Origin of the sequence: Pantoea sp. JKS000250, assembly GCF_003201065.1 — a bacterium.
GTDB classification, from domain to species: Bacteria; Pseudomonadota; Gammaproteobacteria; order Enterobacterales; family Enterobacteriaceae; genus Pantoea; species Pantoea vagans.
Genome location: NZ_QICZ01000001.1, coordinates 2,096,546 through 2,121,355, shown reverse-complemented (window position 1 = coordinate 2,121,355; position 24,810 = coordinate 2,096,546). Strand labels below are relative to the sequence as shown.

Annotated in this window: 27 protein-coding genes; 15 read left to right on the top strand and 12 right to left on the bottom strand. The window is 54.9% G+C overall.

The annotated features are described in order from the left end of the window. Window positions 1-5: 5 nt before the first annotated feature. The gene (gene rfaD / locus BY447_RS10175) at window positions 6-938 is read right to left on the bottom strand and encodes an ADP-glyceromanno-heptose 6-epimerase (RefSeq protein ID WP_033734492.1); all 933 of its coding nucleotides are present in this window, start codon (window positions 936-938) and stop codon (window positions 6-8) included. 230 nt (window positions 939-1,168) lie between these two features. Between rfaD and BY447_RS10170 the strand changes: the two genes are divergently transcribed. Together BY447_RS10170 and tdh are read left to right on the top strand one after the other, a co-directional pair. After that, window positions 1,169-2,365: a glycine C-acetyltransferase gene (locus BY447_RS10170; RefSeq protein WP_110331070.1), complete on the top strand. Its 1,197-nt coding sequence runs from the start codon at window positions 1,169-1,171 to the stop codon at window positions 2,363-2,365. A 10-nt stretch (window positions 2,366-2,375) separates the two neighbouring features. After that, entirely contained in the window at window positions 2,376-3,404 is a 1,029-nt protein-coding gene (gene tdh, locus BY447_RS10165) for an L-threonine 3-dehydrogenase (protein WP_013359493.1), read from the top strand. A 31-nt stretch (window positions 3,405-3,435) separates the two neighbouring features. Here the strand turns inward: tdh and BY447_RS10160 are convergent, their stop codons facing one another. The 4 genes from BY447_RS10160 to envC all read right to left on the bottom strand — a co-directional run bounded on the left by BY447_RS10160 (window position 3,436) and on the right by envC (window position 7,880). Beyond that, entirely contained in the window at window positions 3,436-4,347 is a 912-nt protein-coding gene (locus BY447_RS10160; RefSeq protein ID WP_110331069.1) for a hypothetical protein, read from the bottom strand. Further along, complete coding sequence (locus BY447_RS10155; protein ID WP_110331068.1) at window positions 4,340-5,569, bottom strand: glycosyltransferase; 1,230 nt, start codon at window positions 5,567-5,569, stop codon at window positions 4,340-4,342. Before BY447_RS10155 ends, BY447_RS10160 begins: the two co-directional genes overlap by 8 nt. A 103-nt stretch (window positions 5,570-5,672) precedes the next feature. Continuing rightward, the gene (locus BY447_RS10150) at window positions 5,673-6,575 is read right to left on the bottom strand and encodes a divergent polysaccharide deacetylase family protein (protein ID WP_110331067.1); all 903 of its coding nucleotides are present in this window, start codon (window positions 6,573-6,575) and stop codon (window positions 5,673-5,675) included. 3 nt (window positions 6,576-6,578) lie between these two features. Beyond that, window positions 6,579-7,880, bottom strand: coding sequence for a murein hydrolase activator EnvC (envC, locus tag BY447_RS10145; RefSeq protein WP_033784296.1), 1,302 nt, complete (start codon window positions 7,878-7,880; stop codon window positions 6,579-6,581). Between the two features lie 252 nt (window positions 7,881-8,132). On the opposite strand from envC, the gene BY447_RS10140 reads away from it, so the two are divergent. The 5 genes from BY447_RS10140 (at window position 8,133) to cysE (ending at window position 11,252) form a co-directional block, all read left to right on the top strand. After that, window positions 8,133-8,564: a rhodanese-like domain-containing protein gene (locus BY447_RS10140; RefSeq protein WP_013359488.1), complete on the top strand. Its 432-nt coding sequence runs from the start codon at window positions 8,133-8,135 to the stop codon at window positions 8,562-8,564. A gap of 19 nt (window positions 8,565-8,583) precedes the next feature. Next, complete coding sequence (grxC, locus tag BY447_RS10135; protein WP_008926942.1) at window positions 8,584-8,838, top strand: glutaredoxin 3; 255 nt, start codon at window positions 8,584-8,586, stop codon at window positions 8,836-8,838. A gap of 38 nt (window positions 8,839-8,876) precedes the next feature. Beyond that, window positions 8,877-9,347: a protein-export chaperone SecB gene (gene secB, locus BY447_RS10130; RefSeq protein WP_010258229.1), complete on the top strand. Its 471-nt coding sequence runs from the start codon at window positions 8,877-8,879 to the stop codon at window positions 9,345-9,347. Further along, window positions 9,347-10,363 (top strand): NAD(P)H-dependent glycerol-3-phosphate dehydrogenase, encoded by a 1,017-nt coding sequence (gene gpsA, locus BY447_RS10125; RefSeq protein ID WP_197061506.1) that lies wholly within the window; start codon window positions 9,347-9,349, stop codon window positions 10,361-10,363. The genes secB and gpsA overlap by 1 nt, the downstream gene beginning before the upstream one ends. A 67-nt stretch (window positions 10,364-10,430) precedes the next feature. Next, window positions 10,431-11,252 (top strand): serine O-acetyltransferase, encoded by an 822-nt coding sequence (cysE, locus tag BY447_RS10120; protein WP_013359486.1) that lies wholly within the window; start codon window positions 10,431-10,433, stop codon window positions 11,250-11,252. On the opposite strand, the gene trmL is transcribed toward cysE, so the two are convergent. Genes trmL through cpxR form a run of 3 tightly spaced genes read right to left on the bottom strand, consistent with a single transcriptional unit; the run spans window position 11,249 to window position 13,832 of the window. Continuing rightward, on the bottom strand, window positions 11,249-11,722 hold the full coding sequence (gene trmL, locus BY447_RS10115; RefSeq protein ID WP_013359485.1) for a tRNA (uridine(34)/cytosine(34)/5-carboxymethylaminomethyluridine(34)-2'-O)-methyltransferase TrmL: 474 nt from the start codon (window positions 11,720-11,722) through the stop codon (window positions 11,249-11,251). The genes cysE and trmL overlap by 4 nt on opposite strands. 35 nt (window positions 11,723-11,757) lie before the next feature. After that, entirely contained in the window at window positions 11,758-13,137 is a 1,380-nt protein-coding gene (gene cpxA / locus BY447_RS10110; RefSeq protein WP_013359484.1) for an envelope stress sensor histidine kinase CpxA, read from the bottom strand. Further along, a complete protein-coding gene (gene cpxR, locus BY447_RS10105; protein WP_009088062.1) occupies window positions 13,134-13,832 on the bottom strand; it encodes an envelope stress response regulator transcription factor CpxR in 699 nt (232 codons plus the stop codon). The genes cpxA and cpxR overlap by 4 nt, the downstream gene beginning before the upstream one ends. A gap of 148 nt (window positions 13,833-13,980) precedes the next feature. Here cpxR and cpxP point away from each other — a divergent pair, with 148 nt between their 5' ends. The 6 genes from cpxP (at window position 13,981) to BY447_RS10075 (ending at window position 19,478) form a co-directional block, all read left to right on the top strand. Then, window positions 13,981-14,490: a cell-envelope stress modulator CpxP gene (cpxP, locus tag BY447_RS10100; protein ID WP_013359483.1), complete on the top strand. Its 510-nt coding sequence runs from the start codon at window positions 13,981-13,983 to the stop codon at window positions 14,488-14,490. Between the two features lie 455 nt (window positions 14,491-14,945). Continuing rightward, window positions 14,946-15,101, top strand: a complete 156-nt coding sequence (locus BY447_RS10095) for a general stress protein (RefSeq protein ID WP_010258211.1) — start codon at window positions 14,946-14,948, stop codon at window positions 15,099-15,101. Between the two features lie 236 nt (window positions 15,102-15,337). Continuing rightward, a complete protein-coding gene (gene fieF / locus BY447_RS10090; RefSeq protein ID WP_013359481.1) occupies window positions 15,338-16,240 on the top strand; it encodes a CDF family cation-efflux transporter FieF in 903 nt (300 codons plus the stop codon). Between the two features lie 207 nt (window positions 16,241-16,447). Then, window positions 16,448-17,410, top strand: coding sequence for a 6-phosphofructokinase (gene pfkA, locus BY447_RS10085; protein WP_003851263.1), 963 nt, complete (start codon window positions 16,448-16,450; stop codon window positions 17,408-17,410). A gap of 144 nt (window positions 17,411-17,554) precedes the next feature. Next, window positions 17,555-18,544: a sulfate ABC transporter substrate-binding protein gene (locus BY447_RS10080; RefSeq protein ID WP_013359480.1), complete on the top strand. Its 990-nt coding sequence runs from the start codon at window positions 17,555-17,557 to the stop codon at window positions 18,542-18,544. A gap of 160 nt (window positions 18,545-18,704) precedes the next feature. Further along, complete coding sequence (locus BY447_RS10075) at window positions 18,705-19,478, top strand: CDP-diacylglycerol diphosphatase (RefSeq protein ID WP_110331066.1); 774 nt, start codon at window positions 18,705-18,707, stop codon at window positions 19,476-19,478. 28 nt (window positions 19,479-19,506) lie between these two features. On the opposite strand, the gene tpiA is transcribed toward BY447_RS10075, so the two are convergent. Continuing rightward, a complete protein-coding gene (gene tpiA, locus BY447_RS10070; protein WP_010258199.1) occupies window positions 19,507-20,274 on the bottom strand; it encodes a triose-phosphate isomerase in 768 nt (255 codons plus the stop codon). Between the two features lie 120 nt (window positions 20,275-20,394). Beyond that, on the bottom strand, window positions 20,395-20,985 hold the full coding sequence (locus tag BY447_RS10065) for a DUF1454 family protein (protein WP_110331065.1): 591 nt from the start codon (window positions 20,983-20,985) through the stop codon (window positions 20,395-20,397). Between the two features lie 98 nt (window positions 20,986-21,083). Here BY447_RS10065 and BY447_RS10060 point away from each other — a divergent pair, with 98 nt between their 5' ends. Beyond that, on the top strand, window positions 21,084-21,518 hold the full coding sequence (locus BY447_RS10060; protein ID WP_013359476.1) for a DUF805 domain-containing protein: 435 nt from the start codon (window positions 21,084-21,086) through the stop codon (window positions 21,516-21,518). Here BY447_RS10060 and fpr read toward each other — a convergent pair. Next, window positions 21,509-22,255 carry a ferredoxin--NADP(+) reductase gene (gene fpr, locus BY447_RS10055; RefSeq protein WP_013359475.1) on the bottom strand — a complete coding sequence of 249 codons (747 nt, stop codon included), beginning with the start codon at window positions 22,253-22,255 and terminating at the stop codon, window positions 21,509-21,511. The two genes, BY447_RS10060 and fpr, sit on opposite strands and share 10 nt — an antisense overlap. 273 nt (window positions 22,256-22,528) lie before the next feature. Here fpr and emrD point away from each other — a divergent pair, with 273 nt between their 5' ends. Then, the gene (gene emrD, locus BY447_RS10050) at window positions 22,529-23,722 is read left to right on the top strand and encodes a multidrug efflux MFS transporter EmrD (protein ID WP_013359474.1); all 1,194 of its coding nucleotides are present in this window, start codon (window positions 22,529-22,531) and stop codon (window positions 23,720-23,722) included. On the opposite strand, the gene glpX is transcribed toward emrD, so the two are convergent. Beyond that, window positions 23,712-24,722: a class II fructose-bisphosphatase gene (gene glpX, locus BY447_RS10045; RefSeq protein WP_013359473.1), complete on the bottom strand. Its 1,011-nt coding sequence runs from the start codon at window positions 24,720-24,722 to the stop codon at window positions 23,712-23,714. The genes emrD and glpX overlap by 11 nt on opposite strands. Between the last annotated feature and the right edge of the window lie 88 nt (window positions 24,723-24,810).

Sequence of the window (24,810 nt, the reverse complement as noted above, 5' to 3'; positions counted from 1 at the left end):
TTCCTTTATGCGTTGCGGTTCAGCCAGACCATATATTCAGCGACGCCCTGCGCCACCGTTTTAAAGGGCTTGTCGTAACCGGCAGCACGCAATTTAGTGAGATCGGCCTGGGTATAAGCCTGATAGCGTCCTTTGAGTTTTTCCGGGAACGGGATGTACTCGATCTGACCTTTCTGGTGGAACTTCAGTACCGCATCAGCCACTTCCTGGAAGGATTCGGCGCGGCCTGTACCACAGTTATAAATTCCGGAGACGCCATTTTCCCAGCACCACAGATTCACTTCTGCCACATCATCAACGTGGATGAAATCACGCTTAAAGCCATCGCTGCCTTCAAACAGTTTTGGATTTTCATCGTTGCTGATCTGCGTGTTCAGATGGAAGGCAACGCTGGCCATGCTGCCTTTGTGGCCTTCGCGCGGGCCGTAGACGTTGAAATAGCGGAAGCCGCACACCGGCGAGTTCGCTTCCGGCAGCATCTGACGGACGTAGTGGTCGAACAGCATCTTGGAGTAGCCATAGACATTCAGCGGCTGCTCATACTGCCGCTCTTCGATGAAATTCTCGTTGCGTCCACCGTAAGTGGCTGCGGAAGAGGCGTAAAGGAACGGGATCTCGCGCTCAAGGCAGAAGTGCAGCAGCTCTTTGGAGTACTGATAGTTGTTCTCCATCATGTACTTGCCATCCCACTCAGTGGTGGAGGAGCAGGCACCCTGATGGAAGACCGCTTCGATCGGGCCTAAATCATCGCCCGCGATCACGCTCATCAGGAACTCTTCTTTGTCCATGTAATCGACAATATCCAGGTCGACTAAATTGGCAAACTTGGTGCCATCCTTCAGATTATCCACCACCAGAATGTCGGTGTGACCGCGATCGTTCAGCGCTTTGACGATGTTGCTGCCAATCATTCCTGCGCCGCCAGTTACGATAATCATGTTGTTACCTTCAACGTTGTGGGGTGAAACAGGAGGTTTCACACACGAATACCTCACATCATAACATTTCATCAGGGTGCAGACAGCCAGATGACTCTGTAACGCGTTATGCGTACATCGTCGTGGCGTGAACTATGCTGCAAAAATGACATTCTGTTGGGCGATTTATCGTGAAGAAGCGGCCTGTTCAGTAAGATATGCCAGATTTTTGCCATCTGAGGAGAGCAATGATGCCTGCGCAATTTTATCAACAACTTCGTCAGCAACTTGATGATGCACGTCAGGAAGGACTGTTTAAACAGGAGCGGATCATCACCTCTGCTCAGCAGACGGAGATCGCGGTTGGCAGCGATCCGGCAGTGATTAACTTCTGCGCTAATAACTATTTAGGCCTGGCGAACCATCCGGCGCTGATTCAGGCGGCGAAAGAGGGGATGGATTCGCATGGTTTCGGCATGGCGTCGGTGCGCTTTATCTGCGGCACGCAGGACAGCCATAAGCAGCTGGAAAAGCGGCTGGCAGCGTTTCTCGGGATGGAGGATGCCATTCTCTACTCCTCCTGTTTCGACGCCAACGGCGGTCTGTTCGAAACCCTGCTTGATGCGCAGGATGCGGTGATCTCGGATGCGCTGAATCATGCCTCAATTATCGACGGCGTCCGGCTGTGCAAAGCGCAGCGTTATCGCTATGCCAATAATGACATGGCAGAGCTGCGGATCTGTCTGCAGGAAGCACGCGATAAAGGTGCCCGTCATATCCTGATCGCCACCGATGGCGTCTTCTCAATGGATGGGGTGATTGCAAATCTGCCCGCCATCTGCGATCTGGCCGATGAATTCTCCGCGCTGGTGATGGTAGATGATTCCCATGCGGTGGGTTTTGTCGGGAACGCCGGACGCGGCACCCATGAATATTGCGACGTCATGGGCCGGGTCGACATCATTACCGGCACGTTCGGGAAAGCGCTGGGCGGCGCGTCCGGTGGCTACACCGCAGCAAAGGCCGAAGTGGTGGAGTGGCTGCGTCAGCGTTCCCGTCCCTATCTGTTCTCTAACTCGCTGGCGCCGGCCATTGTGGCCGCCTCGCTGCGGGTGCTGGATCTGCTCAGTGAAGGTGACGGACTGCGTCAGCGTCTGTGGGACAACGCCCGTTACTTTCGAGAGCAGATGACGGCGGCAGGCTTTACGCTGGCGGGGGCCGATCACGCCATTATCCCGGTGATGCTGCGTGAAGCCAGTGTTGCCCAGGAGTTTGCCCGCCTGCTGCAACAGGAAGGCATCTACGTGACCGGTTTCTTCTATCCGGTGGTGCCAAAAGGTCAGGCACGCATTCGCACCCAGATCTCTGCGGCGCACACCCAGCAACAGCTGGAGCGTGCGGTGGCGGCCTTTACCCGCATCGGCAAACAACTGGGCGTTATCGCCTGAGGAGTCCGTCATGAAAGCACTCGCCAAACTGAAGAAGGAAGCGGGCATCTGGATGGTGACCGATGCCCCGGTTCCTGAGCCAGGGCATAACGATCTGCTGATTAAGATCCGTAAAACCGCCATCTGCGGCACCGATGTTCATATCTACAACTGGGATGACTGGTCGCGCAAAACCATTCCGGTGCCGATGATTGTCGGGCATGAGTATGTAGGTGAAGTGGTCGCGATTGGACAGGAAGTGAAAGGCTTTACGATTGGAGATCGGGTTTCGGGCGAGGGGCACATTACCTGTGGACACTGTCGCAACTGCCGCGCCGGACGCACTCATTTATGCCGTAACACGATGGGTGTGGGCGTTAACCGTCAGGGCTGCTTTGCGGAGTATCTGGTCATCCCCGCCTTTAATGCATTTAAAATTCCCGACAATATTTCCGATGAACTGGCGGCAATCTTTGATCCGTTCGGCAACGCAGTGCATACCGCTCTCTCGTTCGACCTGGTCGGCGAGGATGTCCTGATCTCGGGTGCAGGTCCAATCGGCATCATGGCCGCTGCAGTCTGTCGCCACGTCGGCGCACGCAATGTGGTGATCACGGACATCAATGAGTATCGCCTGGCACTGGCGCGGAAAATGGGCGTCACACGTGCGGTCAATGTGGCGAATGAAGATCTGCGGGACGTGATGCACTCGCTGGGGATGACGGAAGGATTTGATGTCGGACTGGAGATGTCGGGCGCGCCTCCTGCCTTCCGTTCACTGCTGGAGGTGATGAATCACGGTGGGCGGATCGCACTGCTGGGTATTCCGCCGGGTGAAATGGCGATCGACTGGAATCAGGTGATCTTCAAGGGGCTTTTTATCAAAGGCATTTATGGCCGTGAGATGTTTGAAACCTGGTACAAAATGGCGGCGCTGATTCAGTCCGGTCTCGATTTAACGCCGGTCATTACGCATCGCTACGGTATCGACGATTTCCAGCAGGGCTTTGATGAGATGCGTTCAGGACGCTCGGGGAAAGTGATACTAAGCTGGGATTAAAACAACGGCCGCTGGCACGGCGGCCGCAGGATTAGCTTTGCTTCTTCTCTTCGTCGGTCAGGTAGCGCACTTTACGCGTGTAGTCCTGGCCTTTGAAGTTCAGCGGCTGCTGCGGGTCAGCAAGGTATTTTTGCCATTCCGACAGCGGAAAGCCGCCATGCGCGCCAACCACTTCCGGCGGGATGACTGCTGACTGACCACCGATTTTCTTGGAGACCGGCCAGTTAGCCCATTCGCCCAGATTGACGGTTTTAATATCCAGCATATCCAGCAACACCGCGAGCGGCAGCTGATCGGTCGGCGGCTGGCTGTCGTTCATTAAATTCCAGGTGTCATTAAACAGCGTCAGCCACAGTGGCGAAATACGCTGCCAGACTTCACGGGTGGCAGCCAGGTAAGCGCCATTCACGTGGTCCACCAGATAAGGCCGGATACTGTGCGGATAGTAGGCGGGAATCGCCTCTTGCGGCGCACCGTCCAGCTTGGCAATCATTTTCCCCTGACGGAAGCTGGAATAGAGATGGTCCGGCTTCATCATGATCTGCGGCATCTTAAGCAGATTGAGGTCGGAATCGATCATCAGAATACCGTCGCCTTCTGCCTGCAAGGGCGCCTGCAATTTGATCAAACGACTGCGATAGATCTGCTTATAGCGATAACTCTCTTCCCGGTGCGGCACATCCAGCGTCGCCACGCGGGTTTTAGCGGGCAGGTTACCAAAGGCGTGCGCTGGCTGATCGCTGACAATCACGACCTCTTTTGCCTCCGTCGCGAAACGTGCCGCAAAATCGGCACTTAGCAAAGCCTCTTCAATATAGTCCGCGCCGGTGCAGGGGATCACGACAGACGTGACCGGCAAAGTGCCCTGAACCTCTTTTTGCGAATAAGGCAGGTTATGGCGCGCTCTGATATGGCGGTAACGGGGATTTAAAAAATTAAGCATGAGGTTTCTTTTTGGCGACGCTTTGCAGAATATTCTCGACGCCGCTGATATAGGTTTCAATGGCGTACTGTTCACGTACGCGTTTCGCTGCCGCATTGATCAGGCGTTGACGCAAATCCGCATCCTGCCATAGTGCGGTCAGGTGCTGGGTCAGTTGTACCACGTTGCCATAATCAAACAGCAGCCCGGTTTCGTCATGACTGATCAATTCGGCAGTGCCGACCACACGGGAGCCCACAACGGCGGTATTTACCAGCATCGCCTCCAGCACAACCCGGGGTAAGCCTTCACTGCGTGAGGCCAGAATAAACGCATCAAAAGCCGTGAGGTAATCGAGAGCATTGTTCTGAAAGCCCGTAAAAACCACGTGATGCTGGATGTTCTCTGCAGTCGCAAGTTGCAGCAGATGCTGAAGTTCCGGACCTGCGCCGACAATCACCATCCGCCAGTCTGCATCGGGATTGGCGCGTTTAAAACGGCCCAGCGCCTGCAGGATATGGTGATTAGATTTGCGCAATATCAGAGAGCCAATAGTGCCAAATACGAAGGTCGAAGGGGAGAGTTTGAAACGCTGGCGGACTTCAAGGCGGTCGGGCAGAGTCTGGTGAACGTCGATGGCATTACTGACGGTAAAACAGCGTTCCGCATCGATACCATGGCGACGCAGGGTGTTATTGACGCCCTGAGATACGGCAATCACAGCCTGGCAATCCTGATTCACCATGCTGACCAGCCGCGGTTCCAGAACCGGATCGATACGGCAGTGTTGAACCACCGCAACGTCAAGGCTGCGCGCGGCCAGATAACCTTCCATATTAGTACTGGGCTGGTTATTCATATAGAGCGTGTCGAAGTTACCCAACTGCAGCAGGGAATTAATTTTGCTGGCATTAGGCATAATTCGCCAGCGCGTATCAATCTCGTCGATAACACGCTTCTTAAGCTTTTTGTTGAAAAACAGCAGCGCCCGCACGGCTTCTTTAACAAGTTTTGCCCAGCGTGGCTGTTTGATTTGCGGAATAAAAAAGACCGGAATGGCCAGCGCATTCAGCGTGGCCTCAATCGTTTCGTCGTTACCACGGCTGTAGTTGTGGTAGAAGCAGCAGGTGATATCAAATTTTTGACGATCGATACGTTTCAGCAGCTCCAGCATACTGTTGGTGCCGCCGCCCCACTCTCTGCCGTTATCCAGCAGCAGGATTTTTTGTTTATTTATCGCCATCCCTATCACTGTTTCCGCACAGCCCGTTATTGTCCGACCCTGGATTATAGTAATTTCTGCGTATAAATGAACGCTAAGCCTGAGACTTAGCATTCATAGCAAATCAGAAGAGATTTTTTAGCGTGGTAAACAGTGGGCTGTGATTCACACTTTCAGCGATTACCGCTAAGGCTCGGGTCGCCGGAACCGGTGCCAGTGGCTGTTTCGCTTTACACAGGCCGGCAGGTTGGAAGCGTGGTGGCACCGGTTTTGCCGGAGCGGCAGGCGTCGGTGAGCCGCTTCGCAGTGATTCGTTCAGCAGCTGGCTGGGGCGAACCAGCGTAATGTCGGCTGGCAGCGTGGGTAACATCTGCTGCAGCACCCGAACGGTAGTCGGATGGGGATGGCCAATGGCAATCGCATAACCGTCGCGCTGCGCCAGCTTCACCGCCCGGCTGAACTGCTGGCGAATGGCGTTAATATCCTGGCTGTCATCAAGGAATACCCGGCGTTTTAACACCTTGACCTGGGTACCCTGCGCGGCAAGTATCGCCTGACTGTTAGCGATGGTCATGCTATCCAGGAAGTAGAGATTGTAGTGGTTCAGCGCCTGCATCACTTTCTGCATGCCGGGCAGGCTTGAGGTCATCCTGCTGCCCATATGGTTGTTCAGACCGACGGCATAAGGCACGTTGTTAACCGCATTACGCATGATGCGGGTAACCTCTTCACTGCTCATCTCCGGCGTTAAGGTATCTTTTTCCAGCGGCTGTTTGCTGAGCGGCGCCATCGGCAGATGGATCAGGACTTCATGACCACTCTGATGTGCTTTAGTCGCCATCTCATGCGCATGGGGTGCGTTGGGCAAGACCGCCACTGAAATGGCCTGCGGCATCTGCAGGACTTTGTTCTCTTCGGCAGGGCGATAGCCGACATCATCGATGACAATGGCCAGTTTGCCCGCCTGTGCAGCATAGCTGAACAGTAAGGCGCTCAACAGAACGGAGATTTTTCGACGTTGCAGCAAAACTTATTTTCCTAACCACGGGAGTGGATTGACGGCCTGTCCCTGACGTCGGATTTCAAAATAGAGCGACGGGGTACCGCGGCCACCACTGGTGCCCACCAGTGCGATAGGCTGTCCTGCCTTCACCTGCGTACCCACGCTCACCAGCGCACTTTGGTTGTAGCCATACAGGCTCATATCACCTTTGCCGTGCTCCAGCACCACCACCAGACCGTAGCCCTGCAACCAGTCGGCCATCAGCACACGACCATCGGCAATCGCTTTCACCTCGGTGCCTTCCCGCGCATCAATCACCAGTCCTTTCCAGCGCAGTTCACCCTGCAGCTGTTCACCAAAGCGATGTTCAATGCGTCCGCGCACCGGCCACAACGCCTGTCCGCCCGCGCGCCCCAGTCCACCCGTGCGGGCTACCAGTTCACGTTCGCTCTGAGTCGGCTGATAGCTGGAGCCTTTGGCTTTCGCCTGCGCCTGACGCTGACGCACTTTTTCCGCCTCGCGGGCTTCACGAGCTGCGCGCTCGCGCGCCTCACGTTCCGCCCGGGCGATCTTATCCTGCAGACGGCTTTCGTTCTGGCGCATCTCGACCAGATCGGCCTGATCTTTTTCCAGCGCGCTTTCCAGTGACGTCAGGGTCTTTTTACGCGCGTCGCTCGCCTGTTGCAGCTTCTGCTGCTGCCCCTGCTGCTGCGCTAATAACTCTTTCTGCTGCTGCTGCTTCTGCTCCAGCGAGGCGCGTTGCTGGTCTAAATCCTGTCGCGTTTTTTGCAGCGATTCGATACTTTTCTGGCGGGCAGCGTTCAGATAGCCGAAATAGGCCAGAATACGCTCACTGCGCTGGCTCTCTTCACCGCCCATCAGAAGCTGCACGCCGCTGTGCTGACCCTGACGAAATGCCGCATCAAGTTGCTCAGAAAGCAGGTTTTCCTGGCGGGTTTGCTGTTTTTCAAGCCGGGCGATGGAGGTGGCGAGTTGTTTCATCTCATCATTCAGGGCAGTGAGACTATTGCGGGTATCTCGCAGCTGACGACTTGCCTGAGCAATGATCTTTTCCTGGCTCTGCAACTGATCCAGCAGTTTGCTGCGCTGCAATTTCTGCGCTTTAACGCTTTTCTCTTTTGCAGCAATGTTTTGCTGAATGGATTGCAACTGAGATTTACTGTCTTCTGCACTGTGAACAACGGCAGGCAACAACAGTGCTCCCGCACAAAGCAGACTAAGGGAGAGGCTGGACAGGTGTGTGAACAACGGCAGGTTATCGCCGTTGGGACGGGTCCTTGTGTGCGAAACGGTTGTTTTTCCCTTCATAGGCCAATGATTATTCCACGATGAACCGCCGCTTACCAGTGCTGCCAGCGGGCATTTGCTTTTCCAGTTATGTCTACTTTCGCCATGACATGGATTAACCCTTACGCCATTTTTGCCTTTCAGCCACTTTTTTTGGAAAATGGAGCACAAATCGATACTCTGGCCGCATAGCATCTGTACATGCGAAGTGGCGCAGGTATACTCAGAACCCTTGTTTTAGCTTATTAGCCCGGTCTGGAGTCGTTACCCCTCATGCAAGAAATTATGCAGTTTGCAAGCAATCACCCCATCCTGAGTCTGGCATGGGTCGTTTTACTCGTTATGGTGATTGTGACTACCGTTAAAGGAATGTTCTCTAAGGTAAAAACGATCAGCCGCGGTGAAGCCACCCGCCTGATTAATAAAGAGGACGCGGTAGTAGTAGACGTGCGTTCGCGCGACGATTTCCGCAGGGGGCATATTTCAGGTGCGCTGAATGTGGCAGCCGCTGAGATTAAAAAAGGCAACCTCGACGAACTGGCAAAGCATAAAGCGCAGCCCATAATTGTGGTGTGTGCAACCGGACAAAGCGCAGGCGATTCTGCTGCACATCTAAGCGCGGCAGGCTTTGAGCAGGTTTCAGTGCTGAAAGAGGGTATCAGTGGCTGGAGCGGCGAAAATCTGCCGTTAGTTCGCGGTAAATAATCTTACAGAGGTGCTGATCATGGCAAATGTTGAAATGTATACCAAGGCCACCTGTCCTTACTGCCATCGTGCGAAGGCGCTGTTAACGCAAAAAGGCGTCTCGTTTCAGGAAATCCCCATTGATGGCGATATGGCGAAGCGCGAAGAGATGATCAAGCGTAGCGGTCGTACCACCGTGCCTCAGATTTTTATTGATGCGCAGCACATTGGCGGCTGCGATGACTTATTCGCACTCGATAATCGCGAAGGTTTAGATCCCTTACTGCAGGCGTAATTTTACGCCGGACAACCTCATATATAGGATTTGGTCACATGTCAGAACACAACACCAACGAAATGCAGTTCCAGATTCAGCGCGTATTCACTAAAGATATCTCCTTTGAAGCGCCAAATGCCCCGCAGGTTTTCCAGAAAGAGTGGGAACCGGACGTTAAGCTGGACCTGGATACTGCATCTTCTCAGCTGGCTGACGAAGTTTACGAAGTGGTACTTCGTGTGACTGTAACCGCAACTGTGGGCGAAGAGACCGCTTTCCTGTGTGAAGTTCAGCAGGCCGGTATTTTCACCATCAGCGGTATCGAAGGAACGCAGATGGCACATTGCCTGGGCGCATACTGCCCGAACATTCTGTTCCCATACGCACGCGAATGCATTACCAGCCTGGTATCCCGTGGTACCTTCCCGCAGCTGAACCTGGCACCGGTTAACTTTGATGCGCTGTTCATGAACTACCTGCAGCAGCAACAAGGTGAAGAAGGTGCTGAACCACATCAGGATGCCTGATGACAACTCACGCTTCGATTAGCGTCATCGGTGCCGGTTCCTACGGCACCGCTTTGGCGATTACGCTGGCCCGTAACGGCCACCCGGTGCTGTTGTGGGGACATAACCCGGCGCATCTGGCGCAACTTCAGACTGACCGCTGCAACACTGCTTTCCTGCCCGATGTCCCGTTCCCCGATAACCTCTCCCTTGAGCCTGATCTGACCAAAACCATTGCCGCCAGCCGCGATTTATTAATCGTGGTGCCGAGTCATGTGTTTGGCGATGTGCTGCAGCAGATTAAACCTCATCTGCGGCCAGACTCGCGTATTGTCTGGGCGACCAAAGGGCTGGAAAAAGAGACGGGCCGTCTGTTGCAGGACGTGGCACGTGAAATCGTAGGCGATGCCATTCCGCTGGCCGTGATCTCCGGGCCGACCTTTGCGAAAGAGCTGGCGGCAGGATTACCGACGGCCATCGCGCTGGCCGCCACGGATGCGCAGTTTGCTGACGACCTGCAGCAGAAGCTGCACTGCGGTAAAAGCTTCCGCGTTTATAACAACCCTGATTTCATCGGCGTACAGCTGGGCGGCGCGGTAAAAAACGTGATTGCTATCGGTGCCGGGATGTCCGACGGGATTGGTTTTGGCGCCAATGCCCGTACTGCACTGATCACCCGTGGTCTGGCTGAAATGAGCCGGCTGGGCGCAGCGCTGGGTGCCGATCCCACCACCTTTATGGGTATGGCGGGTCTGGGCGATCTGGTGCTGACCTGTACCGATAATCAGTCGCGAAATCGTCGTTTTGGCATGATGCTGGGCCAGGGTGAGGATGTAGATAGCGCGCAACGCATTATCGGACAAGTTGTAGAAGGGTACAGAAACACCAAAGAAGTCAAAGCATTGGCTGCACGTTTTGGTGTGGAAATGCCGATCACCGAGCAGATTTATCAGGTGTTGTATTGCGAAAAACCGGCGAGAGATGCAGCATTGAGCCTGCTGGGACGAACAAGGAAGGACGAAAACAGCATCAGCTAACGCAGGACGCGTAGCATCATCACCTGCAGCGCCATTCAGGCGCTTTTTTTATCGGGAGAAAGCAGCAATGTCGTCTGATGAGTTAGAACTGGTCTGGAATAATATCAAAGCAGAAGCGCGCGCCCTGGCTGATTGTGAGCCGATGCTGGCCAGCTTCTTCCACGCGACATTGCTCAAGCATGAAAATCTCGGTAGTGCACTGAGTTACATGCTGGCCAACAAGCTGGCAAACCCGATTATGCCTGCTATCGCCATTCGTGAAATCGTTGAAGAAGCCTACCGTGAAGATCCGTCAATGATACTGTCAGCGGCTTACGATATTCAGGCGGTACGTCAGCGCGACCCGGCGGTCGATAAATACTCCACGCCGCTGCTCTATCTCAAAGGGTTCCATGCGCTTCAGGCCTACCGCATTGGTCACTGGCTGTGGAATGAAGGCCGACGCGCGCTGGCGGTTTATCTGCAGAATGAAATTTCCGTCTCCTTTGCTGTCGATATTCATCCCGCTGCGAATATAGGCCACGGCATCATGCTCGACCATGCCACCGGCATTGTGATTGGTGAAACCGCCGTGGTTGAGAATGATGTCTCGATCCTGCAATCGGTGACGCTGGGCGGTACTGGCAAAACCAGCGGCGACCGCCATCCGAAAATCCGCGAAGGGGTGATGATTGGTGCCGGTGCGAAAGTGCTGGGCAACATTGAAGTCGGCAGGGGAGCAAAAATCGGCGCGGGTTCTGTGGTGTTACAGCCTGTACCACCACATACCACGGCAGCAGGCGTACCCGCGCGTATCGTCGGCAAGCCAGGCAGTGAAAAGCCGTCAATGGATATGGATCAGCACTTCAATGGCAGCCTGGCCGGTTTTCAGTTTGGCGACGGCATCTAGTCTTTAATCAGTGCGCCCGCGTAATCCAGCTGGCGCCACGCTTCATAGACCACCACCGACACGGCATTCGATAAATTCATGCTGCGGCTCTCCGCTCTCATCGGGATGCGGATTTTCTGCTGCGCCGGTAATGCCGCCAGAATTTCCGCTGGCAGTCCACGGCTCTCAGGTCCAAACAGCAGATAATCGCCCGCCTGATACGCGACGGCACTGTGTGCAGGCGTCCCTTTGGTCGTCAGCGCAAACAGACGTTCAGGCGACTCCGCGGCGATAAACGCCTGATAGTCAGCATGGAATTTTATGGCCGTGAATTCGTGGTAATCCAGTCCGGCGCGACGTAAACGCTTGTCATCCCACGCGAAGCCGAGCGGCTGAATCAAATGAAGCTGGAAGCCCGTATTGGCGCACAGGCGAATGATATTGCCGGTATTTGGCGGAATTTCTGGTTCAAACAAGACAATGTTAAGCATAAGGCCCCCGATGACAGGGGCCGAAGCATAGCAAATTATTGACGACCGGAGGAGTAGAGTGGCAACCAGAGGGTCAGGCGCAGGCCGCCCAGTGGGCTGTCATCGGCTTTAACCCAGCCGCGATGCTGCTGCACGGCTGTTTCGACAATCGCCAGGCCAAGGCCGGTACCGCCTGACTCACGATCGCGTGCTTCATCAGTACGATAGAAGGGACGGAAAATCTGTTCGCGATCTTCCGGGCTCACGCCAGGACCATCATCATCAACGTGTACCGTGATACCAGAAATATCGACGGAGAAGCTGACGCTGATATGCGTGTGTGAATAGCGCAGCGCATTGCGGACGATATTTTCCAGCGCACTCTCCAGCGCATGAGGGTTGCCATAGAGCGGCCACGGGCCAGGCGGGTAGGGGATATCCATCTTCTTGCCCATCTGTTCCGCTTCGAAACGGGCATCTTCCAGCACCCCATTCCACAGCTGATTCGCCTTCATCGCTTCGCTGACCAGTGCATTTTTATGCTGGGTGCGTGACAGCACGAGCAGGTCGTTGATCATGCCATCAAGACGCTGTGCTTCCATCTCAATCCGCTCCAGCTCTTTACCTTCGCCCTGACGCCGACGCAGCAGCGCGGTAGCCAGTTGCAGACGGGTAAGCGGGGTACGAAGCTCATGGCTGATATCCGATAGCAGACGTTGCTGACCCGTCATCATCCGCTCCAGCGCACTGACCATCTGGTTAAAGCTGGAACCCGCCGCCAGAAACTCCTGTGGGCCCGATTCCAGTTCCGGATGCTGACGCAGGTTTCCGCTTGCGACTTCATCGGCGGCATATTTCAGCTTACGCGCCGGACGCGCCAGGCTCCAGGCAAGCCACAGCAGCAGCGGTGAGCTGATGAGCATGGTGACAATAAGCAGCAGTAACGGACGGTCAAACAGCAGGTTGACGAAATCGAGCTGGGAGCTGTTGGCGGGACGGATCATGTAAAGCTGGTAGTTATCTTCGCCATCCCGGACGGCAAAAGGCCCTACCAGCTCAACACGACCATATTTCTTCTTCTGCGGATGATCGGCGTTATCAGACTGGCCGATAAAATTGCGGATAACCTGCATTTCGTTATGTTGCGCGCCAATCACCCGACCTTCACTGGTCACTAACAGCAGCCGCTGACCCGGCGGTGCCCACTTCTCCACGGCGCGAAACAGACGACGCCACCACATCAGATCGTTAGGGGGATCCTGTGACAGCTCTGCTTCGACGTGTTGCTCAATCATGATGCCCTGCCGCTGTTCACTCTCCAGCAGCGAGGTCATCTGTCGTGAATCGAGCTTGGGCACCATTAGCACCAGCATCAACACCAGCGCCAGCGTTAACCAGAAGATGGCGAAGATACGGGTGGTCAGACTTCCAATCATGATGCCGAAACCATCAGGTAGCCGCGGCCACGTAAGGTTTTAAACCAGGGATGACCGTCACGGCGTTCAGGCAGCTTGCGACGCAGATTTGAGATGTGCATATCAATGGCGCGGTCAAAAGGTGTCAGGCGCTTGCCCAGCACTTCCTGACTCAGATGCTCACGCGATACAACCTGGCCCAGGTGCTGCGCCAGCAGATAGAGCAGGGTGAACTCCGTGCCGGTGAGATCCAGCGTGACATCATCAAAACTCGCTTCCTGACGGCCAGGATTGAGCCGCAGGCAGTCCACTTCCAGTGTGGGCGAGCTATTGTCGTGTTGCTGCTGCTGTTCACTCCAGTTGGAGCGCCGCAGAATAGCGCGGATACGCGCCACCAGTTCGCGATCGTTAAACGGCTTGGGCAGATAGTCATCTGCACCCAGTTCAAGGCCCAGTACGCGATCCAGCTCGCTGCCGCGCGCCGTTAGCATGATGACGGGGGTCTGATGTTGCTGTCGCAGTTCTTTCAGGGTGTCGATACCGTTTTTCTTCGGCATCATGACATCCAGTAAAAGCAAATCAATAGAGTTATCGAGCAGGTTCAGCGCTTGTTCACCATCACTGGCTACCACCACTTCAAACCCTTCCATTTCTAACAGTTCTTTTAAAAGCGAAGTTAATTCGCGGTCATCATCTACCAACAGGATTTTATTCATTTTTGTAGCCCTCCGCAGGCAAAATACCGTGTTCCTGGCGCACCTATCTATCGCTTTACGTAGTTTTACACCCCCTGACGGATGTTTGCAGCTGTCGCCGTACACTGGCTCTCGTTGAATCGCAAAACGGAACGAACTGGAGTACACGATGCGCAAATTAACCGCCGTCGTCCTTGCCTCAGCGATGGCTCTGAGTCTCGCCAGCGCAGGTGCTAAAGATGCGACGACGATTGACGAGATGCATCATGGCGGATTGCCGACAGGCAGTATGACGCAAAATCCGCAAAGCCACATGTTCGATGGTATCGAGCTGACTGAAGAGCAGCGTCAGCAGATGCGGGACCTGATGCAACAGGCCCGACATGAGCGCCCGGTCGTTCATATTGACGATATCGCAGCACTACACGACTTAGTGACTGCAGACCAGTTTAACGAAGCGGCCATCCGCGCAAAGGCGGAAGTCATCGCCAGAGTTCAGGTTGAACAGCAGGTTGAGATGGCGCGCGTACAGAATCAAATGTTTCAACTGCTAACGCCGGACCAGCAGGCCACGTTGCAGAAGAATTACCAGCGGCGACTTAACGAGCTGCGACAGTTTTCGAATCTGCAGTCAGTGTCATCGCTGCAGGCAGTGAGTAGTACCAGCAGTAACCAGTAACATAGTATCCCTGTTTTCCTTGCCATAGACACATCCCTGTCTTCCCCCGCCATGATGGTGGGGGTTTTTTTTATCTTTTTTTCGCTTTTTTTAATTTGACTGGAATCATCACCGCGCAACAAAACCTCCATTTTATTAGCGCTTGTTTAACGTTTGTTTGTCAGGCCCGACGATTATTGACTATTCAGGCCATAACGTAAATTTAAGCGTACCGGTAAGCATCTTAAGGCCATTTAAATACTTTAAGCCACTGAAAATGATAGATTTATAACCTTGTGGTGTAAGCTTTTATCTTAACTATCAACGTGTTGGTTTTCCCGCGTTACGCTTGCCGGTTCAGGCGCACCCTCTACACTTAATCCTGTCACTGCAGGGAAGTTAAGTGTCTTTGCGAAGTCTCAGGGAGCAACAACCACATTATGTAGTCCTGAATGAATCTATTAACGGAGTAAGTTATGGCAGAGCATCGTGGTGGTTCAGGTAATTTCGCAGATAATCCGCAAAAAGCGTCTGAAGCCGGTAAGAAAGGCGGCCAGAGCAGCGGCGGCGGAAACTTCAAAAACGATCGTGAAAAAGCATCAGAAGCAGGGAAAAAGGGCGGCAAAAAGTAATCGCCGCGTCTTTCTCAGCCCAGACCAGCACATGACTGTGGTCTGATACTGATGTGTATGACACTTTGCCCCGTCCTCCCCGAGGTCGGGGCTTGTTTTTTATGCCTGCCAGGCTTTTGCAAAAGAAACTGAGCCGTTGAATGACCCGCTAAGCACTGCCCGCCTCCTGGTGTTAAACTTTAGCCATTCTTTCATTTGAGTACGCATCATCGCTGATGCTGCATAGGGAATCTGGCATGCAACCCTCTTATGGCCGACTGGTAAAGCGTGCTGCGCTGGCCGCCACCATTCTTGCATCTGTGCTGTTAATCGTGAAAATTTTTGCCTGGTGGTACACCGGTTCGGTGAGTTTGCTGGCCTCACTGGTGGACTCGCTGGTGGATATCGCTGCCTCGCTGACCAATCTGCTGGTGGTGCGTTATGCGCTGCAGCCTGCCGACGAAGATCACACGTTCGGGCACGGCAAAGCAGAGTCGCTGGCAGCACTGGCGCAAAGTATGTTTATCTCCGGCTCGGCACTGTTTCTGTTTCTGACCGGCCTGCAGCATCTTGCCTCGCCCAGTGAGATGCGGGCACCCGGCGTTGGTATTGTGGTGACCATTGTGGCACTGAGCTCAACGCTGGTGCTGGTCGCCTTTCAGCGCTGGGTGGTGCGTAAAACCCGCAGCCAGGCGATTCGGGCTGACATGCTGCACTATCAGTCGGACGTCATCATGAATGGTGCCATTCTGATCGCGCTGGTTCTGAGCAGCTATGGCTTTGCGCGGGCAGATGCCCTGTTCGCGCTGGGGATTGGCATTTTCATTCTCTACAGTGCGTTGCGTATGGGCTATGAGGCGGTGCAGTCATTGCTGGATCGCGCGCTACCGGAAGAGGAGCGGCAGCAGATTCTGACGCTGGCGACAAACTGGCCACAGGTGCAGGGCGTCCACGATCTGCGAACCCGCCAGTCCGGCCCGACTAAATTTATTCAGCTACATCTGGAACTGGAAGACCAGTTGCCACTGGTGCAGGCGCACCGGGTAGCCGATCAGGTTGAGAAGGCGTTGCGCAAAGAATTTCCTGGGTCAGACGTAATTATCCATCAGGATCCCTGTTCTGTGGTACCGTTCGAGAGAGAGGATTCTTTAGGTTTTTAACGTAAATGAATCAAATCGATACGAAAGGAATGACGTAACGCTAACATTGCTGCAAAAAATAGTGAAAAGTTGTCTGACCTGAATCAATTCAGCAGCAAGCCTTTGATATACTATCTGCCATCACATGTCGCGCTAATCGTAAAATGACCTTCAGCAGCGATCGACAGGCAGGATTAACCCTTAGTTTTGAACAATCCAGAGGTTGTCATGATCAAAAAAATTGGTGTATTAACCAGCGGCGGTGACGCCCCAGGCATGAACGCAGCTATTCGTGGAGTGGTTCGTTCCGCGCTGAGTGAAGGACTGGAAGTTTTTGGGATCTATGACGGTTATCTGGGATTGTACGAAGATCGCATGATCAATCTTGATCGCTACAGCGTCTCCGACATGATTAACCGTGGCGGCACATTCCTGGGCTCAGCGCGTTTCCCTGAGTTCCGTAATGAAGATGTGCGCCAGGTTGCCATTGAGAACATGAAAAAGCGCGGCATCGATGCGCTGGTTGTAATTGGTGGTGATGGTTCTTACATGGGTGCTAAGCGCCTGACTGAAATGGGCTTCCCCTGCATCGGTCTGCCAGGCACCATCGATAATGACGTGGCCGGAACGGATTACACCATCGGTTATTTCACTGCCCTGGAAACCGTGGTTGAAGCGATTGACCGCCTGCGTGATACCTCTTCTTCGCATCAGCGTATTTCGATTGTTGAAGTGATGGGCCGCTATTGTGGAGATCTGACCCTGGCAGCGGCGATTGCCGGTGGCTGTGAGTTCATCGTCCTGCCAGAGTTCCCGTATACCCGCGAAGAGCTGGTTGCGGAAATCAAAGCGGGCATCGCCAAAGGTAAAAAGCACGCTATCGTGGCGATTACCGAGCACATCTGCGATATCGACGATCTGGCGCGTTTCATTGAAACAGAGACCAAACGTGAAACCCGTTCGACCGTTCTGGGCCATATTCAGCGTGGTGGTGCACCTTGTGCTTATGACCGTATCCTGGCGTCACGCATGGGCGCTTACTCCATTGAACTGCTGATGCAGGGTTACGGCGGCCGTTGCGTCGGTATTCAGAACGAGAAGATGGTACATCACGATATCGTCGACGCCATTGAAAACATGAAGCGTCCATTCAAGCGCGACTGGCTGGACACCGCGAAAAAACTCTATTAATTCCCCTGCGGGGGTGTGCTGCACAGCATGCCCCGGCATTTCCCTTCTATATTCCCCGCGGTTATAACAGCTTATTTTTAATTCTTTTAGCTCTGTAATAGTTTATGTCACGCTTAGCCCATAACGACATTGGGAGAGTGCGTAATGAACAAGTGGAGTATTGGCGTTACCCTGTTGCTGGCCTCAACCAGCGTGCTGGCGAAAGACATTCAGCTGTTAAACGTTTCCTACGATCCAACGCGTGAGCTGTACGAACAGTACAACAAAGCGTTCAGTGCGCACTACAAACAGGAAACCGGCGATAATGTTGTGGTCCGCCAGTCGCATGGCGGCTCTGGCAAGCAGGCGACCTCCGTGATTAACGGCATCCGTGCTGATGTGGTCACACTGGCGCTGCAATCGGATGTTGATGCCATTGCCGAACGTGGTCGTATTGATAAGAACTGGATCAAGCGTCTGCCGGACAACTCTGCGCCTTACACCTCGACCATTGTCTTCCTGGTCCGTAAAGATAATCCCAAGGGTATCCATGACTGGAGTGACCTGACGAAGCCAGGCGTATCTGTGATTACCCCGAACCCGAAAACGTCCGGCGGCGCACGCTGGAACTATCTGGCGGCCTGGGGCTGGGCGCTGGATCATAACAATGGCGATCAGGCCAAAGCGCTGGCTTACGTCAGAGCGCTCTTCAAAAACGTTGAAGTACAGGATTCGGGTGCACGTGGCGCAACCAACACCTTCGTTGAGCGCGGGATTGGTGATGTGCTGATCGCCTGGGAAAACGAAGCTTATCTGGCCGTTAACAAACTGGGCAAAGATAAGTTCGAGATTGTTACCCCGAGCGAATCGATTCTGGCTGAACCGACCGTGTCGGTGGTCGACAAAGTGGTGGATGAAAAGGGCACGCGTAAAGTCGCTGATGAGTATCTGAAATATCTCTACTCGCCAGAAGGCCAGACCATCGCTGCACAGAATTACTATCGTCCGCGTGATGCTGAAATCGCGAAGAAATTTGCCAGCACCTTTGCGCCAGTGAAGCTGTTTACCATTCAGGACAAGTTTGGTGGCTGGGCGCAGGCTCAGAAAGCCCACTTCGCCGATGGCGGCAGCTATGACGAGGTCATGAAACCATAGTGTATTGCGGTCAGTGCGCTCTGCGCTGACCGCTTGTCCGCCACCCTCACGTCTTTTCTCTTCTCTGCCCAGCCGCCAGTTCATCAGGCCGAATTCCCCGTGACATTTTTTTCCCGCCAGGCGAGGATGCAGGCTGCTAAGCCATTCAGGAAGCGTTGTTATGCCGACCAATCGTCGTGCAACCCGCCTGGTTGCCGCTCTGCTGGCGCTGGCTGTTGTGGGGATGCTGGCCACCGCACTGCATTTCAAAAAGAACAGTGATGCACTCTGGCAGATCGTCAGCGAGAAATGCCTGCCTCATCAGCAAAGCAGCGGAGACCCTGCACCCTGCCAGCGTGTCGACCAGCTACATCGCTATGCCATGCTGAAAGATATGAATGGGCCGTTGCAGTATCTGCTGATCCCGCTCGACAAAATCACCGGTATCGAAAGCCCCCGGTTACTGCAACCCGCGACGCCCAACTATTTTGCCCTTGCGTGGCATGAACGAACCCTGCTTGCACAGCGACGCGGCTCACCCATTGCTGATCGGGTTCTGTCACTGGCGATCAATTCACAGTATGGCCGCACGCAGAACCAGCTCCATATTCATCTCTCCTGTCTGCGACCCGATGTGCGTCAACAGCTGGATCAGCTGACGCCGCAGCTGGGCGGTCAGTGGCAGGAACTCATGCTACGTAAGCACCGCTACTGGCTGCGAACCCTGACGGCAGATGAGCTGACTCAGCAGAGTGCCTTTATCCGGCTTGCCGATGAACGGCCACAGGCACGCACAGAGATGGGGAAATATGGGCTGGCACTGGCTGAATTAAGCGATGGGCGACTGGTGTTAATGGCGATAGAGCGGAACTGGCTGCTACTGAACAGTGGTTCGGCGGAGGAGTTGCAGGATCACGCCTGTCAGCTGATTGCGCCCATAAAAAAGGCAGCTTAAGCGCCGCCTCTGACCGGAATGCTAATGCTTAAGCGCTTTTTGCAGCCGCCGCAGCTTTAACGATGACCGCGAAAGCATCTGCTTTCAGTGACGCACCGCCAACCAGCGCGCCATCGATGTCAGGCTGGGTGAACAGTTCAGCAGCATTCTTGTCGTTAACCGAGCCGCCGTACTGAATGATGACCTGTTCTGCGATAGCCGCATCTTTCTTCGCGATATGATCACGGATGAATTTGTGGACGGCCTGAGCCTGAGCAGGGGTCGCAGATTTGCCGGTACCGATGGCCCAGACGGGCTCATACGCGATAACCGCATCTTTGAACGCTTCAGCGCCCTGAGTTTCCAGAACGGCATCCAGCTGACGCGCGCAGACTTCTTCGGTTTTACCCGCTTCGTTTTCTGCTTCGGTTTCACCAATGCACAGCACCGGGACCAGGCCCACTGACTTCAGTACCGCGTATTTCTTCGCGATGAACTCGTCGCTCTCTTTGTGGTAAGTGCGGCGTTCTGAGTGACCGATAATGATATATTTCGCGCCGATATCTTTCAGCATTTCAGCGGAAACTTCACCGGTAAACGCGCCAGACAGGTTAACGTCTACGTTCTGCGCACCCAGTGCGATGTGGCTACCGGAGATGGCGTGTTTTGCCTGCTCGAGATAGAGCGCTGGCGGTGCAATGGCGACGCCACAACCCTCAACGCCAGAGAGTTCCTTGCGCAGACCGGCGATCAGTTCAGCTGTGATCTGCTTGCTGCCATTCAACTTCCAGTTACCCATAACCAGTGGATGTCGCATTCTATCCTCCGCATAACGCGATACATGAAAAATCGCTGCCAGCCGGCAGCGTTGTCTGCCAGACAGTATAGAGATCAAATGTAGTGATGGCTTTGCTTTTCGTCATTTTCAGCCACATCATCAGGGACTCGCGAGCGCCAGTTTGACCGGTTCGACCGCGAAGGTCAGCCCCTTGTCGCCGTTGTCAGCGACCACAAAACGCAGCGCACCGTCGACCTGCGCAAAGTAGGGTAAATCCTTACCTTCCTTCAGCAGACCCTCCAGCTTTTTACGCCCTTCGTCGGCACTTAATCCCGGTACAAAGAAGCGCAGCATGGCGGTCATGTAGGCCAGAGCTTTTTGCTGCGAGGCGCTCTGGTCCGGGCCAGGCAGTGGCAGCCAGGTAATCTGCAACGTCTTGATTTTGCCGGTGCCGGGCTCCAGCGCGGTAGAGGCATAGAGCGTTTCACTGATTTTGCTGGCGGCGCGCGTCAGGTTGCTTTTATCACCCCGGTTATCAATAGCGCGATACTCCGGCAGCATCAGCGCTGCATTGGCCAGATTATATTTTTCGCGAAACTGGCCGATAGTCATATCAAAGGTGGGCGCGCCCGCCAGCAGATAAGGCGCGGTGGGCAACGCATCGGGCCGTTCCGGCGGTGGCGGATCGGCGGCAAAGACCGGAACCGTCAGCGCAAACGATAACAGCAGTGCGCCAGGCAAATTCTTCATTTTGTCGATCCTAACCCGTAAACTCAGGCGCAAATTAAAACGGTTTTTATCCGCGAGGTCAAAAGCGCGGCGGTTCTCTTCTCTCTGGATGATAATGCATGACGTTACAACAAGGGTGTTTTTCCTGGCGCGGCCGGCTGGGACGACGTGATTTCTGGATCTGGCAGGCGGTCTGGTTGCTGACCACGACACTGTTATTCGTCTTAGCAGCAAACGACTGGATTGATACCCAGATGGCGGCCTTTGGCGTGGTCTGCCTGCTGTGGCCCGCCAGCGCGGTTATGGTTAAACGGCTGCACGACCGCAACCGACGCGGCTACTGGGGATTTCTGGTGATTCTCGCCTGGCTGCTGGTGGCGGGAAACTGGAGCATGCTGGCGGGTGTACTGCCCTGGCTGCTGGGCCGCGCCATTCCGTTTATGCTGATAGCTGGCCTGCTGCTCGATCTCGGCGTCTTTCGCGGTACCCCCGGCCCTAACCGGTTTGGTACCGCGACGCAGCCAGTGCGATACCGGCAAACGGCTCACCAGTAATGTTCACTGGTGATATGGCCCGGCTTACGCTTCAGGTGTTTGCGCATCTCGCGCGTCTCTTTCAGTAACTGCTGCGTATCACGCACCATCTGCGGGTTGCCGCACAGCATCACATGGCTGCTGTCGGCATCCAGCGTTAATCCGGTGGCACGCTCCAGCTCGCCATTTTCAATCAGCGCCGGGACCCGGCCCGTCAGCGAACCGGGGATCGCTTCACGACTCACTACCGTCTGGATGTGTAATTTACCGTGATAGCGCTGCTGCAGCTGCTGCATCATCGGCAAAAAGCTCAGGTCAGCCGCATAGCGCGCAGCATGCACCAGCACGATGTTTTCAAAGCGATCCAGCCCTTCGCCCTGCTGGAGCATCGACAGGTAGGGACCAATCGCGGTGCCGGTTGCCAGCATCCATAAGGTTTTGCACTCCGGGACTTCATCCAGCACAAAGAATCCCGCAGCTTCTTTGGTGACCATCACCTGATCGCCCGGCTGAAGTGCCTGCAGATGCGGACTCAGTTTACCGTCTGGCACCGTAACCAGATAAAACTCCAGCAGGTCATCTTTCGGCGCATTAACGTAGGAGTAAGCGCGCTGCACCCGCTCACCGTCGATTTCCAGCGCCAGCTTGGCAAATTGCCCGGCGATAAAGGGATCGATGGGCGCTTTTACCCGGAGACTAAACAATGCATCCGTCCAGTTTTTGACTTCCTTTACTTCACCATTGACCCACTCAGCCATAATCACTCCCTGGTTGTTGATTATTCAGGCAGGTCACTATTTTCGCGACTCGCCGGTGAGATTGCCAGCCTGCGCCCTGGCAAAGGCTCTAATCGACAAACTGTTGCTTTGTCTTTACAGGCTGGCGCATAAACTTGACAGGCGCAAGCCGGGACCTTTTCGCTTACCTCTCGCTTTGTCATCTAATCCTGATATTTTGCCCGCCATAACAAGATGACTGGCGGGTGAACCGCTGTTTTAACCTCCTTTTACAGAAAGAAATTTTGCATAATCATGATTAGTAAACTGGAAAATCGCCCACTGCTGGTGATGCTCATTGTGCTGGTGGCTGTCGGGCAGATGGCACAGACTATCTACGTTCCGGCGATGTCGGTGATGGCGGACGCCCTGAATGTGCGGGATGGCGCGCTGCAGCGAGTGATGGCGGCCTATCTGATGACCTATGGCGGATCCCAGCTGATCTACGGTCCGCTGTCAGACAGCGTGGGCCGTCGTCCGGTGATCCTGGCGGGCATGATGATCTTTATGATCGGCGCAATCACGGCTCTGATGGCGACATCACTCGATATGCTGGTGCTCGGCAGTGCTATTCAGGGGCTGGGAACCGGCGTGGCAGGCGTGATGGCCCGTACCATGCCGCGCGATCTCTACGAGGGTCACGCGCTGCGCCGCGCTAACAGCCTGCTTAATATGGGCATTTTGGTCAGCCCGCTGCTGGCGCCGGTGATTGGCGCACTGCTGACCCAGCTCTTTGGCTGGCACGCCTGTTTTGCCTTTCTGCTGCTGCTCTGTCTGGCGGTGACCGGTTCCATGGCGCGCTGGCTGCCGGAGACCCGGCCGCAGAGTGCAGAAGTGACCCCTTTCTTTAAACGTTATGCCCGCCTGCTCAGCGACGCGAATTTCGTCCGCTATATTGTGCTGCTGATTGGCGCGCTGGCCGGGATTGCGGTCTTTGAGTCGAGCTGTGGCGTTCTGCTGGGCGGCGTGCTCGGCCTGCACAGCCTCACCGTCAGCATCCTGTTCATCCTGCCGATTCCGGCTGCGTTCTTTGGTGCCTGGTTTGCCGGGCGCGAGCAGGGTTCATGGCACAGCCTGATGTGGTGGGGTGTGAATAGCTGCCTGCTGGCGGGTATTCTGATGTGGATCCCGGCGTGGTTCGGCGTGATGAATATCTGGACGCTGCTGGTCCCCGCCGCGCTGTTCTTCTTTGGTGCCGGTATGCTGTTTCCGCTGGCGACCTCAGGCGCGATGGAACCGTATGCGTGGCTGGCGGGTAGCGCGGGCGCACTGATTGGCGGCATGCAGAATCTGGGATCGGGGCTGGTGGCGTGGCTCTCAGCCATGATGCCGCAGCGCGATCAGTTCAGCCTTGGCATGCTGATGTTCTTTACCGCGCTGGTGATGCTGCTCTGCTGGTTGCCGCTCTCACGTCAGCCGGAGCGCGGCAACCAGCCGGTTACAGGATAAACGGATGGAGCGCCGGATCTTTACGGTCAAGATAGTGAATCGACTGGATGCGGCGAATGGTGCGTGATTTACCGCGAATCAGCAGCGTTTCGCTGGTGGCAATATTGCCCTGACGCGTAATGCCTTTCAGTAGTTCGCCACTGGTAATGCCGGTGGCGGCAAACACCACGTTGTCGTTGCGCGCCATCTCACTCAGCGTCAGCTTTTTACCCGCTTCAATCCCCATCTCTGCACAGCGCTGCAGCTCCTGCTCACCGAGCCGACGGTTTTCAGCGCTGTCGCCTTTCACATGATGACGTGCCAGCAACCGGCCCTGCATATCGCCGTCCAGTGCACGGATCACCGCCGCAGAGACTACGCCTTCCGGTGCGCCACCAATGCCATACATCACATCCACTTCGCTGTCCGGCATGCAGGTCAGAATCGAGGCGGCGACGTCGCCATCCGGGAAGGTAAATACCCGCACGCCCAGCTGCTGCAGCTGGCTAATCACCGCATCGTGACGCGGCTTTGCCAGAATCGATACGGTCAGCTGCGACAGCGGCTTGTTCATCGCTATTGCGATATTACGCAGGTTGGTTTCCAGCGGCAGGTCGAGGTCGATCGCACCATGCGCTGCCGGACCGACAATCAGCTTCTCCATGTACATGTCAGGGGCGTGCAGAAAGCTGCCTTTATCGCCGACGGCCATCACAGCCAGTGCGTTAGCCTGGCCAAGCGCCGTCATGCGGGTGCCTTCAATCGGATCGACAGCAATATCGACCGCATCGCCGCGACCGGTACCGACTTTTTCGCCAATATAGAGCATCGGCGCTTCGTCGATTTCGCCTTCACCGATCACAATCTGACCGTCAATTTCAATGGAGTTCAGGACATGACGCATGGCATGGACTGCCGCACCGTCAGCCGCATTTTTGTCGCCGCGTCCTAACCAGTGATAGCCTGCCAGGGCGGCAGCTTCGGTTACGCGGGAAAATTCAATGGCAAGTTCTCGTTTCATGGCATCTACCTGACAAAAAACCGGCAGGCAGTGTAACACAGCGGGGCAGTGGGGCGGGGAAAAGGCCCGCGACGGCCAGCGTCGCGGG

Excerpts from the sequence above, each read along its gene's own strand:
- cysE (WP_013359486.1), top strand. The coding sequence starts at position 10,431 with ATGTCGTCTGATGAGTTAGAACTGGTCTGGAATAATATCAAAGCAGAA.
- trmL (WP_013359485.1), bottom strand. The coding sequence starts at position 11,722 with ATGCTTAACATTGTCTTGTTTGAACCAGAAATTCCGCCAAATACCGGC.
- secB (WP_010258229.1), top strand. The coding sequence starts at position 8,877 with ATGTCAGAACACAACACCAACGAAATGCAGTTCCAGATTCAGCGCGTA.
- BY447_RS10080 (WP_013359480.1), top strand. The coding sequence starts at position 17,555 with ATGAACAAGTGGAGTATTGGCGTTACCCTGTTGCTGGCCTCAACCAGC.
- cpxR (WP_009088062.1), bottom strand. The coding sequence starts at position 13,832 with ATGAATAAAATCCTGTTGGTAGATGATGACCGCGAATTAACTTCGCTT.
- gpsA (WP_197061506.1), top strand. The coding sequence starts at position 9,347 with ATGACAACTCACGCTTCGATTAGCGTCATCGGTGCCGGTTCCTACGGC.
- fieF (WP_013359481.1), top strand. The coding sequence starts at position 15,338 with ATGCAACCCTCTTATGGCCGACTGGTAAAGCGTGCTGCGCTGGCCGCC.
- BY447_RS10155 (WP_110331068.1), bottom strand. The coding sequence starts at position 5,569 with ATGGCGATAAATAAACAAAAAATCCTGCTGCTGGATAACGGCAGAGAG.
- grxC (WP_008926942.1), top strand. The coding sequence starts at position 8,584 with ATGGCAAATGTTGAAATGTATACCAAGGCCACCTGTCCTTACTGCCAT.
- emrD (WP_013359474.1), top strand. The coding sequence starts at position 22,529 with ATGATTAGTAAACTGGAAAATCGCCCACTGCTGGTGATGCTCATTGTG.
- glpX (WP_013359473.1), bottom strand. The coding sequence starts at position 24,722 with ATGAAACGAGAACTTGCCATTGAATTTTCCCGCGTAACCGAAGCTGCC.
- tdh (WP_013359493.1), top strand. The coding sequence starts at position 2,376 with ATGAAAGCACTCGCCAAACTGAAGAAGGAAGCGGGCATCTGGATGGTG.
- BY447_RS10140 (WP_013359488.1), top strand. The coding sequence starts at position 8,133 with ATGCAAGAAATTATGCAGTTTGCAAGCAATCACCCCATCCTGAGTCTG.
- BY447_RS10160 (WP_110331069.1), bottom strand. The coding sequence starts at position 4,347 with ATGCTTAATTTTTTAAATCCCCGTTACCGCCATATCAGAGCGCGCCAT.
- pfkA (WP_003851263.1), top strand. The coding sequence starts at position 16,448 with ATGATCAAAAAAATTGGTGTATTAACCAGCGGCGGTGACGCCCCAGGC.
- BY447_RS10065 (WP_110331065.1), bottom strand. The coding sequence starts at position 20,985 with ATGAAGAATTTGCCTGGCGCACTGCTGTTATCGTTTGCGCTGACGGTT.
- BY447_RS10170 (WP_110331070.1), top strand. The coding sequence starts at position 1,169 with ATGCCTGCGCAATTTTATCAACAACTTCGTCAGCAACTTGATGATGCA.
- BY447_RS10075 (WP_110331066.1), top strand. The coding sequence starts at position 18,705 with ATGCCGACCAATCGTCGTGCAACCCGCCTGGTTGCCGCTCTGCTGGCG.
- envC (WP_033784296.1), bottom strand. The coding sequence starts at position 7,880 with ATGAAGGGAAAAACAACCGTTTCGCACACAAGGACCCGTCCCAACGGC.
- cpxP (WP_013359483.1), top strand. The coding sequence starts at position 13,981 with ATGCGCAAATTAACCGCCGTCGTCCTTGCCTCAGCGATGGCTCTGAGT.
- fpr (WP_013359475.1), bottom strand. The coding sequence starts at position 22,255 with ATGGCTGAGTGGGTCAATGGTGAAGTAAAGGAAGTCAAAAACTGGACG.
- tpiA (WP_010258199.1), bottom strand. The coding sequence starts at position 20,274 with ATGCGACATCCACTGGTTATGGGTAACTGGAAGTTGAATGGCAGCAAG.
- BY447_RS10095 (WP_010258211.1), top strand. The coding sequence starts at position 14,946 with ATGGCAGAGCATCGTGGTGGTTCAGGTAATTTCGCAGATAATCCGCAA.
- BY447_RS10060 (WP_013359476.1), top strand. The coding sequence starts at position 21,084 with ATGACGTTACAACAAGGGTGTTTTTCCTGGCGCGGCCGGCTGGGACGA.
- rfaD (WP_033734492.1), bottom strand. The coding sequence starts at position 938 with ATGATTATCGTAACTGGCGGCGCAGGAATGATTGGCAGCAACATCGTC.
- cpxA (WP_013359484.1), bottom strand. The coding sequence starts at position 13,137 with ATGATTGGAAGTCTGACCACCCGTATCTTCGCCATCTTCTGGTTAACG.